Raw genomic sequence first — 12,594 nt, forward strand, 5'->3', positions numbered from 1 at the left:
CCGACGCGGCCCAGGCCCTGATCGACGGCTGTGTCGATCTCGGTCCCCGCCAGGAAGGCGCCGTCGCGCTGATGGAGACCGTCTGCAGCGGCCTGGGCGACCAGCTCTATCCGGCCTTCCTGCGCGTGCTGGCCGAGGTCAACCTGCGCGGCGAGTACGCGGCGCGCGCCGCCGTGGCGCAGACGCTGACCCAGGCGCTCTGCCAGGGCCGGCTGCCCAGCGGCTCGCGGGCGGCCTGGGGTTCGTACCAGCCCGGCGCGCAGCGACGCAGCCTGGGGCCCATCGAGTACCTGTGCCTGGCCGCCTGGCCCGGGCGCGAGCAGGCGGCGCTGTCGCCCGAGCAGTTCCAGACGCTGGCCGGCGCGGTGATGGATCTGCTCGATTGCGACGCCGAAGCGCGCCGGCTCTACGCCGACCATCTGTCCGCCGTGGCGGACGATCCGCTCGACGGCACCATGCCGCGCGAGGTCCGCGCGGCACTGCGGGCGCTGGCCCAAAGCTGGCGCGCGCAGCCGGATGCCAGCCCGGCCTGCAAGGCGTTTGTCGATGGCCTCAACCGCGCCTTGCGCTAGCCCCACGCATCTTGCTACGGTGCGTTACAACGTCTGTCCGGCCGCGGTGCGCGGTGGCGCGGTCCAGGCGTTAACTTCCGTCCATTGGAGTGAGCCCGCCATGAAACCTCTTGCCCGCACCCTGATCGTTCTTGGTCTGGCTGCCGTCCATGGGCTTGTAAGCGCCGGCCCGCGGCATTACGGGCATTCGCACCAGCGCCATCATCATCACCATCACCACCGCGGCGTGGGCCTTGGCGGTCTGGTGCTGGGCCTGGCGGTGGCCGTTCCGCTGATCGCGCTGGCCAGCCAGGCAGACCGACAGCCCGAGGTGGTCTATGTGCCGCCGCCCGCGCCCGTGCCGCCCCAGCCGGTCTATGCACCGGCCCGACCGGCGCCTGTCATCTATCCGCGCAACGGGCAGGGCCCCGGGCAGCTGGAAACCGACAACCGCGAATGCAACCGCTGGGCCACCACGCAGCAGGCCGCCATGACCGATGCGGGCGTGTTCCAGCGCGCCGTCGAAGCCTGCATGGACGGGCGCGGCTACACGCTGCGCTGACGGAGTGCCCCTCGCCCGGTCTGGCGCCGCTGGGGATTCACGCGTTGCAGATGCCGCGAAAGCGGCACGGAACACGGAGCCCGCTGCCAGCGGCGGACAATCCGCCCTCGATGCCGCGCCGCCAACCCCGCGACCACTATCACGTCTACGTCGTGCTGCTGGCCGAGCGCGTCTGGAACGAGCCGGCGTTCCGCAACGCCAACCCTGGCCACGACATCGTCAAACCCTGCCTCTACGTCGGCATGACGGGGCTGGACCCCGACCTGCGCTTTGACCGCCACATGGCCGGCGTGCAGGCGAACCGATTCGTGCTGAAGTACGGGGTGCGGCTGATGCCTGAGCTGTACGAGTTCTACAACCCCATGCCCTATGACGCGGCGCGCGACATGGAGGTGGAGCTCGCCATCGGGCTGCGCGAAGCGGGTTACGCGGTGTGGCAGGCCTAGGCGCTTGCAGCCCTGCCGCGGCGGGGCGCTCAGCCGAACGCCGAAATACCAAGATACAACCGGCAGCATCCGGCACCAGTGATTGATAGAGACTCGCGCGATGACTCTCTTGATCAACGACACACAACCCAAGCTGACCTCGGAACAGACCTTGACCGGCTGGCGCCGGGAGTTTTGCGTCGAACTGCTGGGCGACGGCCAGGCACGAATCTTCCTGCGGGCCCTGGAAACCGCCTCGCTCAAGGCCACCGAGCTGCGCCAGGGCATCCTGTTCCATCGCGTGGGCGCGGCTTTTGTCGACCTGGAAGGCTGCGTGGAGGCAGCGCGCGACGCCCTGGAGCGGCTTGCCCGCACGGCGGTGCGGCAGCAGCCGACTCAGGACAACCTCTTCGCCGCAGTCACCTACGACCGCATGGCCTGGGATTCGGTGGTGGAGGTCGTGGAACGCTGGCAGCGCCGCAGGCATGCCGTTTCGGCGTGAAGCGCCGGTGCGTTCGTCAGCTCGCTTGAGCTGCTAGGCTGGCCGGCCCAACGCCGATCAGCCATCACCGTGCCCAACAAACGCAGTGCGAACGCCGTCCGTCTGGAGTTCTCGACCGACTCCCTCGTCCAATCCAATCTGTCGGGCGCTGCGTTCTCGGGCGATTGGCTCTGGGTCGCCGGCGACGAAGCCTGCGGCATCGACCGGCTACGACGGCTTGAAACCCTGGGGCCGGAGCGCCTGCGGTTTGGCGACGTGCGCGACTTCGCGCTGGCCGACCTGCTCGACCTGCCCGGCAAGGCCGATGCGGAGGCCGACCTGGAGGGCATGGCCGTGGCCGATGGCCTGCTCTGGGTGGTCGGCTCGCACGGCCTGAAGCGCAAGAACGCCAAGGCCGACAAGGACGATGCGGCCAATGCCAAACGGCTCGCCAAGGTGGCGTTGGACGGGAACCGCCGCCTGCTGGCCTGCCTGCCCATCGAGGTCGACGAGCGGGGCGAGCCCTGCCTGGTGCGCCAGACGCGCGATGGCAGGCGCGCCCTGCGGCTCAAGGGCGACGCCGAGTCCAACCTGTTGACCCGGGCGCTGGCCGACGATCCCCACTTCGGGCCCTACCTGGCCATTCCCGGCAAAGACAACGGCTTCGACATCGAGGGGTTGGCCGTGCATGGCAGGCGGCTTCTGCTGGGCCTGCGCGGCCCGGTGCTGCGCGGCTGGGCGGCGCTGCTGGAGGTCGAGATCGAAGCACATGACGACCACCTGGTACTGGCACGGCTCGACGGAGACGGCACGCTGATCCGAAAGCATTTCCTTCAACTCGATGGCCTGGGGGTGCGCGACCTGCATTTCTCCGGCGACGACCTCTTCATCCTGGCCGGCCCGACCATGGTGCTCGACGGCGAGATCCGGCTCTACAGGTGGGCCGGCGCGAAAACGCTGCTGGCCGCCAACGCCGAGCCGATCCGCTTCGAGCCGGCCTTGACCAGCCCGGTCACCTTGCCGCACGGGCGCGGCAACAACCGCGCCGAGGCGGTGTGCGACCTACCGCCCGAGCTGGCCGCAGGCAAGCCCAGCTGGCTGGTGCTGTACGACGCACCCGGGCCTGACCGCAAGGACGGCGAGCACGCCGTCTTCGGCGACCTGCTGCAGCAAGGCTGAGCGTTTTCGGGACGGGGATCTCGCCGATCCGGCCAATCCGCAGTTCATCCACTTCCGGCGGCGGTCCATCGCCTGGTACTCGCGGCAGGGCCAGTGCTTGCAGACACTGCAATCACTGACACAGCCACCCCCGGAGCCGACCATGAACACCGCCGCCAAGACCTTCGCCATCGCCATCGCCGCCGTCACCGCTGCTGCCGCCATCGGCATCGCCCTGGCTGACCGCACCGCTGCGCCCGCGACCGAAGTCGTGAAGCTGGAGCGCGTGGTGGTGCTCGGCAAGCGCGCGGACGCGCCGGTCGTTGCCAGGCTGCCGCGGGTCGTCATCGAGGCGCGGCGTGCCCAGCCCGTCGAGGCGACGCTGGCCGCGGCCCAGGCATCGGTCTGGCTGGTCTGAACGCTGCCGCCGTCAGTGACCCACCCGCCGCTGGCGGGTTTTCTTTTGCCTGGACAGACCCGCCGCCGTACCGATTGATGACTGAAACCGCGGGCCGCGAAGACTAGGGGTTGCAGCCCGCCACCACCAAGACCATCCTCGGCCGCCCGTGAGGACAAGCCGCTGCAGACGCAGTCCGGTGATTGGAGGTGCCCATGGCCCGCACTGCCGGCATTGCGCTGGTCGACCTGTTCGACGTCACCGACACGATCAACTCGGTGCTGCCGCAGTCGGTCAGCGACTTCATCGAGCGCTTCGTCGTCATCGGCCACCAGGCCTCGTCGTCGGACGGCGCGGTCTTCCACACCGGCGCGCTGCAGGCCATCGCCACGGCCGTTGACGAGATCCCGACCGAGTTCAACATCGGCATCGGCCGGCTCAGCCTGCCGCTGGTCAACACCGGCATCCCTTTTCAGCTGGCCTTCCAGCGCAGCGCCGTGGCCAGCGGTGGCAACCTCGAAGGCAGCGCCGACGTCTGGCGGCTGGACCTGTCGCTCGACGTCTTCAACCTCACCGTCGACTTCCTACAGCCGGCCATCTATGTGCCCGAGACCGGCACCACGCCGCGCCACCTGGTGCGCGACCCGAGCCGCAGCGAGGTGCGCATCACCGGCTCGGCCGTGCTGCGCATCGAGCAGCCGGGCGCCGGTGCGCCGCTGGCCGTCAAGTTCATCGACCAGCCCGACCCGCTCGACCCCGCCGTTGTCAGCGGCGCCGTGGCCACGCTGAGCTGCAGCCCGCCGCACTTCTTCATCGGTGGCAGCGAGTTCGGCCTGTCGGTCGGCCGCCTCACCTTCGACTTCTCCGACAACTTCAGCCCGCCGGAGATCATCGAGCGCAATCAGGGCCCGGCCTGGACCGGCGTGGCCATCCGCGAGGCCACCATCTACGCGCCGCGCAACCTGCCCGGCATCGGCGACCTGTCCGGCGGCGTGAAGAACCTGCTGATCGGCTCGCCCTTCGGCCTGCAGGGCGAGGTCGAGGTGCAGTTCGGCCGCACCGCGCTCAACCCCTCGGCCTTCAATTTCGTCCAGGTCACCGGCAGCGGCGACCAGCCTCTGGCCATCAACGGCGGCGGGGCCTCACGCATCGTGCAGATCGAGGCCTCCGAGGACGAGCAGGTCACCGTGCATGCCGGCTTCGTCACCACCGCACCGCCCGACCCCAGCGTGCCGGCCGGCGGCCTGGTCGAATGGGATGCCGAATGGCGCTGGGCCGGCGGCGCGGCGCAGACCGGCGACGCTTCAAGCGGCAGCGTGCGCCATGGCCAGTCGCTGAAGGTGACGCCCATCGAGACGGTGCGCGTGGGCACCGACGAGAGCGATTTCCGCCACCCCGAAGTCACCTTCCGCTTCGTCGCGGGCGGCGACGCGCCCGTCATCGGCGCCACGGTCGGCACGCACACCTATACCAACGTGACGCATGTGGGCGGCACGCGCGATGCGCTGGCCACGGTGACGCTGACGGCCACCTCGGGCGGCGGCGCCGGCTCGCGCTTCGAGTGGGAGATCGTCAACGTGCCGCAGCGCGCGAGCGGCGCCAGCTTCGCCATCGACCCGACGCTGCTGGTGGGCATCCAGACCGTCATCCTGCGCGAGACCGTCACGCTGGCCGGCGGTGAGGAGCAGGTGCGGCTGGCGCGCACGCGGCTGCACACGCTGGGCAGCGGCGCGTTGCTGATCGGCTGCGAGGCCGGTGTGTTCGACGCGGCCGTTCCGGCCACGGCGCTGGCGCTGACGGCCGTGGAAGGCACTTTCGACCTGAGCGACTTCCATGCCGAGGGCGGGCTGTTCCCGACGCTGGAGCAGGCCGAGATCGACGCCGCCGACCGCACGCAGATCGACGTGCCCACCGATGGCTTGGCCATGGTGACCATCACGCCGGCGGCGGCGCCCCCGCCGCCCCCGCCCGCGACCGACCGCCATGTGCAGGTCCTGATGGACTACGACACGGCGGTCGAACTCAGCTGGGGACCGCTGGCGCCCGAGGGCGCGACGGTGTCGTTCTCGCAGACGGCGCTGCTGGCCTGGGCGGCGCGCTATCCCGGCGCGAAGTTCATCGTCGTCGGCCGCTGCGACGACATCGGCAGCGACAGCTACAACGCCAGCCTGGCGACCCAGCGCGCCGACCGCGGCCGTGCGCTGCTCGCCACGCTGCAGGCAGGCGCCAGCGGCACGCCCGTGGCCGCCGCCAACATTCTGTCGCGCGGCGAGCAAAGTCAATTCACGGGGGCGAGCGCGGCGGGCGACAGCGAGGAAGAAAACGCCGTGCCGCCGATGCGCGCGGCCGAGAAGTCCGAGGCCGCCGAGGGCACGCCCGCCAATGGCCGGCTGATCCATGCCGACATTCCCGCCTCGACGACCTGGGCCGATGCGCGCGACAACGCCCACGAGGCCGCGCGTGACGACTTCCGCCGCGTCGACATCTATGCCATCGGCGGCACGCCCGCCGCCGGCAGCCAGCGCCCCGACGACAACGCGACGGTCGGCCCCGCGCTGCGCCGCTCGCTGGTGCCCGCTGCCGGCCGCAACCCCGCCGCCGTGCCACCCGGTTCGCCGGCCATGGACTACCGCGTCAAGCTGCGCATCGTCTGGGACAGCCCGACGGTCAGCCAGCTGTCCGACGCCATCCCCACGCTGGCCGAGGCCGAGTTCGCCTGGACGCCGCAACAGGCGCCGCTGCCCCAGGTCGGTGGCAGCGACGTGGCCCTCAGCCGCGAGGTGCTGACCGTCTTCGTCAACTGGACGCATGACCCGCGCACCGGCTACACCAAGGCGGCCCTGGGCATCAAGAGCGAGGGCGACCCCGACGGGCTGATTTCCACCACCACCAAGCCCCTGGTCGCGGCGCTGGCCTTCGGGCCGGCGCTGCTGTCGGGCGTGAATGCCGACACCGACCTGATCGGCAGCGGTGCGCGCGTCGCCGCGCTGCTCGGTGCCGTGGCCTTCGCCGACACGCTGCTGGGCGCAGGCTCCAAGAGCGCCGTGACCTCGGCCGCCTTCGAGACCGAGATGCGCTCCATCGCCGACCCCGGCGCGGCCATGCAGGTGCGCGTGGTGACCGACTATGTCTGCACGCTGCATGTCGATGGCGGCGTGCTGGGCATCAAGACCGCCGCGGACAAGCCGATGAAGATCCGCTACAAGCGCGTCGGCCTGCAGTACGACACCGCCAAGACCGGCTGGGAGCGCTTCGGCCTGGTCTACGACACCACGGCCATGGAGATCGAGGACCCGGGCCGCTGGGAGATCAGCGGCGTGCTGGGCAGCCTGCTGCGCATCGTCGAGGTGGCCATGGGTCGCGGCTCGGTGTGGATCGAAGGCCGCATCGCGATCGCGCTCGAGATCGGCATCATCGAGATCAGCGAGGCCATCATCCGGCTGACCTTCCGCGACGGCCAGGCCCTGCCCGACTTCGAGCTGCGCGGCTTTGTGCTCAAGGCCGACATCCCGCAGGTGCTCAAGGGCGAGGGCCGGTTGCGCATCGAGGACGGCGGCCTGATCCGCGCCGGCGTGTCGGCCGACCTGATCCCGCTGGGCCTGGGCGTGGAGGCGGCGCTGGCGATGGGCATGCCACCCGAGATCGCGCCGTCCATCTTCCTGTCGCTCTACCTCGGCGTGCAGTTCTCGACGCCGCTGCCGCTGGCCAACTCGGGCATGGCCATCTACGGCTTCAAGGGCCTGTTCGTCATGAACGGCCAGCGCAAGCTGCCCGGCAACCCCGACCCGGTCGGCCGCGAGCTGGACTGGTGGCGCACGCCGCCAGAGCAGAAGTACGAGCCGCGCAAGGACCAGTTCGCGCTCGGCGTCGGCGTTGTCGTCGGCACCCTGCCCGACGTGAGCTTCTGCGTCAGCTGCGCCGGGATGGTGGTGGTGGCCTTCCCTGACGTGGAAGTCATCCTCGGCGTCGACGTCAACATCGTCGAGGTGCCCGACACCGAGGTCAGCGACGTAGGCGGCGCCAGCGGCAGCATCACCGGCCTCATCGTCATCGACGACGAGGCGGTCAAGCTCGCCGTGTCGGCCCAATACACCATCCCCAGCGTGCTGGAAGTGAAGGTGCCGTTCTCCGGCTTCTTCCCCTACCCCGGCACGGGCAAGAAGGTCTATGTGCGCATCGGCAGCGACGGCCAGGTGGCGCACGGCCGCTTTGGCGAGCCGGTGACGCTCAAGCTGCTGCCCGGCACCATCGACGTGCAGGCCTGGACCTATCTGATGATCGAGGAAGGCGGCCTGCCGGCGCTGGGCGGCGACGTGCGCTTCAGCTTCGACGGCTTCGCGGTCGGCTTCGGCGCCGGCTTCGAGATCCGCTGGGCCGCCGGCCCGATCAAGCTGGAGGCCTCGGCCAAGGTGCTGATCGGCTTCGGCACCGCGCCGCTGCTGCTCAAGGGCGGCATCTTCGTGCGCGGCGAGCTGGACCTGGTCGTCATCTCCATCTCCGCACGCGGCGAACTCATCCTGGAAGCGCGCCAGCTCGACAGCGGCGACATCGCCATCCGCATCGACGGCGAGTTCTGCGGCGAGGTGGACCTGTTCTTCTTCTCGATCTCCGGCTGCGTCGGCGTGAGCTTCGACTTCGGCCCCAGCATGACGCCGCCGGTGCCGCCCAGCCCCGTCAAGGGCATCAGCCTGACGGACCGGCGCGACCACATCATGGGCGTGGCCGCCAGCGGCGCGCCGCTGGCCGCACCGGTCGTCGTCGTGCCGGCCGACCCGGCCGACCCGGCCCAGGTGGCCGCCGCCGCTGCCGCCTCGGCCGGTGTCAACGGCAACAACACCGTCTGGCCCGACACAGCGCCCGTCATCCACTTCTCGCATTACGTCGAGAACGCCATGCCGGCAGCGGCCCAGTTCAAGCCCGGCCCGACGCCGACACAGCCCAAGTGGACCGGGTCCAGCCAGCTGAAGTACGCCTACCGCCTGGACAGCGTGCTGCTGAAGAAGCGCAGCGACGGCACGGTGGTGGCCGGCACGAACCCGTTGCAGTCGGTGTGGACCAGCACGCCCTACCGCCAGCCCGATGCGGCCGGCGGCACCAACCCGCTGCCGAGCGAGCACGAGGGCCCCAACCTCAAGCTGCTGGACTGGAACCCCTGGGCCTGGGTGGTCAACATGAGCAACGGCGGCGCCGGCCAGCCGGGCGCGCCGGGCGGCACCGTGGACACGATCTGCGAGCCCAGGCCGCTGCCGGCGCGCGCCTGCGTGCTGGGCCGCGATGCCCGGCGCGCCGGCCTGAACAAGGTGCGGCTGCGCCAGCAGACCCCGGCGCCCGGGCCCTACCCGAGCCGATTCTTCGTCACCGGCGAGCCGGTCATCCGGGCCGGCACGGCCGTCATCCGCGGCCAGTCGCTGATGACGCTGCTGGGCCTTTCTGGCGGCACGCTGGTGCCGGGCGAGGTGGTCGCCCTGCCCTTCGCGGCGCTGGAAGACGGCGAGTCGCTGACGCGCGGCTACCGCCTGCCCGCGCTGCGCCGTGCGGTCGCCGGTGCCTCGCTGGCCGAGCTGCCGCTGCCCTGGGAGGGCCTGTTCGACCAGCCGGTCAGCCAGCCCAGCGTCACGCTGATGATCTGCGACGCCCCGGGCCATGGCCGGCCGGGTGGCGGCAGCGACAACCCCGGTGGCGATGATGGCGACGGCCGCGTCTGCGACGGCTTCCGCGGCCTGAAGACGCGCAACAACGTCGCCGAGGTCGTGCGCCAGGGCTTCCGCATCGCGCCGCTGCAGCCCAAGGACACGCTGGACCTGGTCGACCAGCTCGACACCGCCGTCGACCCGCTGGTGCCTGGTCGCGATGGCAGCGCCGAGGTGCGCCTGCCCGAGCGCGGCGTGGCCATCCGCTTCGCCTCGGCCGTGCGCGCGGTCGAGCTGCACCTGGTGCTGTTCGGCGGTGCGGTCCGGGCGCGTGCGCTCGACGCCGCCGGCCGCGAGATCGCCAGCGACAGCCTCAGCCCGCCGCCCCGGCGCGCGCCGCAGGTGCTGCGCCTGCGCGCCGCCGGCATTGCCGTGGTCGAGGTGGTGGGCGGCAGCAACGAGGCGCTGCTGTTCAAGGTCTGCGTGGAAGGTGGAAAAGACAACGGCAAGACCTGCGAGGCCTTCGACGGCCTCAAGCCCGCCGACAAGGCCTTCGACCGCGTGGCCCATCACGGCTATGTCTTCGTGCCGCTGAAGAAGGGCGAGCCGCTGCGGCTGAGCGACGCGGTCGACCAGCGCTCGCTGCCGCCCCGGCGCGGCCAGGACGGCGACGCGGAAGTCTTCTTCCCCGCCGGCGGCATGCGCGTGACGCTGCCGCATGCCTGCGCGGCCATCGAGCTGCACCTGATGGTGTTCAGCCGCGATGGCGTGAAGGCCGAGGGCCTCGATGCCTCCGGCCAGGCCATCGCCGGCGACGGCGGCAGCGCGCCCCAGGGCGAGCCGCTGGTGCTGACGCTGCGCGCCAAGCCGGGCGAGGCGATTGCCGCCATCAACATCCACGGCGGCGGCGGCGAGGCCCTGCTCTACCGCCTCTGCTGCCTGCGCGGCGACGATGCGCACCGCTGCGTGGACTTCGACGAGCTCGATCGGCCGGCACGCGCGGTCGCGCGGCTGGTGCACGCGGGCATCGTCTTCGAGGCTTCGTCAGGCAAGCCCGAGCTGGCCCTGGTCGACCTCGTCGACGAAGCCGCCACGCCCGACCGCGCCGGCCGCGACCAGCGCCGCGAACTGCGCTTTGCCGGCCACGGCCTGCGCATCGAGCTGCCAGCCGCCTGCCGCCGTGTCGAGCTGGACCTGATGCTGTTCGGCACCGGCCCGCTGAGGGCCCAAGCCCTGGACGCCACCGGCGCACGCGTCTGGCGCGGCGAGACCGGACCCGAGGCGAGGCGCCCGCAACGACTGGACATCCGCGGCCGCGGCATCCGCGTCATCGAACTGTTCGGCGCGACCGAGCTGGCGGCGCTCTACCAGCTCTGCCATGAGCACGACGAGGACGTGCCCGACGACCCGCCACCCGACGACGACTGCGGCAAGACGGCGCGGGTCGCGCTGTCCGCCCCCTACGCCGAGCGCGCCCACGCCATGCTCGCCACGGCCAGTGCCATCGCGGCGGTGCAGCCGGCCGCCGTGGTCACCGGCATCGTCGGTACGCGGCCGCGCGACGCCTGGGCCGGCGAGGTCATCGAGCAGCGCCGGGGCCGTGACGGCCGTGGCTGCGTGCTGATGCGCTTCACGCCGCGCGCCGGTGTCACCGGGCCCTGGAACGGCCTGCGCATCCAGGTGCCGGTGGGCAAGACGGTGACGCTGGTGTCGGTCTGCGGCGTCGACCAGCGCGCCGCCGACGCCCGCGCCAGCGACAGTGCCGTGCAGGCCAGCCTGCTGAACATCCTGGCCACCGTGATGGCCCTGCCGGTCGAGGAGCGGCGCGAGATCGTGCTGGCGCCGGCCACCGAGTACCAGCTGGAGATCGGCTGGAGCTGGCAGGTCTGGCAGCCGGAGGACCCGAACGAAACGCCGCCCGATCCCGACCCGAGCGCCTGGGTGGCCGGCACCACCGACGTGCTGCGCTTTGCCACCGCGCCCGATGCCGGCGCCACGCCGGTGCCGCAGGACGGGCTCAACGAGCATGTGTTCGACGCGCGCGACGTGGGCCGCTACCTGCTCGGCGTCGAGCCGGCCAACGGCCGCGCCACGCAGTTCACCGGCGACCCGATCTGGGCCCACTTCGAGACCGGCCATGTCAAGCAACTGCTGGAACAGTACGGCCGCACGCTGGCCATCGAGATCCGCCGCACCGACCCCAAGCCGCAATCCACACCGGCGGCGCTCAACGCCGTGCTGGAGCCGCTGGTGGACACGCTGGTCTGGCTGGCCCTGCCCGATGCCCTGCAGCCGGTCGGCTACCAGCTCATCCACGAGGCGCTGAAGGACGCACCCTGCCTGCCCGGCGCCGGCCCGATGGGCGGCGCCAGCCTGGCCGTAACGGCGCCGCTCGAGCCCGAGGCCGACTACGACCTCAACGTCGTCGCCACCAAGGGCACGGACCGCGCGGTCGTGCTGGCCACGCGCTTTCGCACCTCGCGCTATGCCTCGCCGGCCGCGATGCTGGATGCGCTCGGTTACGGCGCCACGGCCACCGGCCTGTTCCTGCCCGACGACCTCATCGTGCCGGACGGCGCGCTGCTGCCGGCGGGCGGCTTTGTCGAAGGCGACGCGGCCCTGGATGCGGCACTGGCGGCCATCGACGCCGAGACGCTGGCCCTGCCCGAGCGCGAACCGAAGAGCTATGTGCTGTGGCGCTTCGACGCGGCCACGACCAGCTGGCGCATCGAAGGCCTGCTGGTCGACAGCCTGGAGCCTATGAAGCGCGAGCTGACGGTGATCGCGGGCGGCGTGGCCCAGGCCGGCGTGCGCATCGCGCCGACCTCGGCCGCGGTGGGCGCGCAGACGCTGACCCCCTACCGCGCCAACAGCCGCTGGACGCGCGTGTGGTTCAAACCCGCCGCGCCCTTCGCCGTGCCCGCCACGCCCGAGCCTACGCTGCGGCTGAGCTTCACGACGCCGCAAGGCACGGTCAGCGGAACGCGGCGGCTGCGCAGCGTGCCATCGCTGCTTGAACGGGAGGGCTTGTGATGCCGCTGCACATCGTCTCGCCGACGCTCTTCAATGCGCACGCGCTGCCGGCCGACCCGGCCGACACCCACCTGCAGCCCGGCATCCACCTGCGCGTCGATGCCCACCCGCTGCTGGGCCTGCCGGTGGCGCCCTACATCGTCTGGCGCGCCGTGCTGCGCGATGGGCGGCAGGTCAAGCTGCGCGACGACGTCGTCTTCGTCGACAGCCGTGGCCGCGTGCTGACCGCGCCCTTCACGCTCACGCCCGACAACCCGGTGACGGCCCACCTGGCGCTGGCGCCGGGGCAGACCTGCGTGTGGGCGCGCGTCAACGCCGACCCAGGCGGCCGGCAGCCAGGCCCACCCGTCATCGGCC

General features: G+C 71.5%; 8 protein-coding genes. All 8 read left to right on the top strand.

All coding sequences use genetic code 11. The features are described 5' to 3' along the window. A partial coding sequence (locus ACT6S0_RS22870; protein ID WP_444766063.1) for a hypothetical protein occupies positions 1-572 on the top strand: 572 nt, incomplete at its 5' end. A gap of 100 nt (positions 573-672) precedes the next feature. Beyond that, positions 673-1,113, top strand: coding sequence for a hypothetical protein (locus ACT6S0_RS22875; RefSeq protein WP_444766064.1), 441 nt, complete (start codon positions 673-675; stop codon positions 1,111-1,113). A gap of 110 nt (positions 1,114-1,223) precedes the next feature. Continuing rightward, positions 1,224-1,559, top strand: a complete 336-nt coding sequence (locus ACT6S0_RS22880) for a hypothetical protein (protein ID WP_444766065.1) — start codon at positions 1,224-1,226, stop codon at positions 1,557-1,559. Between the two features lie 100 nt (positions 1,560-1,659). After that, on the top strand, positions 1,660-2,040 hold the full coding sequence (locus ACT6S0_RS22885) for a hypothetical protein (protein ID WP_444766066.1): 381 nt from the start codon (positions 1,660-1,662) through the stop codon (positions 2,038-2,040). Positions 2,041-2,109: 69 nt separating this feature from the next. Next, a complete protein-coding gene (locus ACT6S0_RS22890; RefSeq protein WP_444766067.1) occupies positions 2,110-3,198 on the top strand; it encodes a DUF3616 domain-containing protein in 1,089 nt (362 codons plus the stop codon). 142 nt (positions 3,199-3,340) lie between these two features. Continuing rightward, on the top strand, positions 3,341-3,595 hold the full coding sequence (locus tag ACT6S0_RS22895; protein ID WP_444766068.1) for a hypothetical protein: 255 nt from the start codon (positions 3,341-3,343) through the stop codon (positions 3,593-3,595). Between the two features lie 194 nt (positions 3,596-3,789). Further along, positions 3,790-12,237: a hypothetical protein gene (locus ACT6S0_RS22900; protein WP_444766069.1), complete on the top strand. Its 8,448-nt coding sequence runs from the start codon at positions 3,790-3,792 to the stop codon at positions 12,235-12,237. Further along, the coding region (locus tag ACT6S0_RS22905; protein WP_444766070.1) for a hypothetical protein at positions 12,237-12,594 on the top strand (358 nt) is incomplete at its 3' end. The genes ACT6S0_RS22900 and ACT6S0_RS22905, both read left to right, overlap by 1 nt.

Origin of the sequence: Roseateles sp., from assembly GCF_052436255.1 — a bacterium.
Lineage (GTDB): Bacteria > Pseudomonadota > Gammaproteobacteria > Burkholderiales > Burkholderiaceae_C > Pelomonas.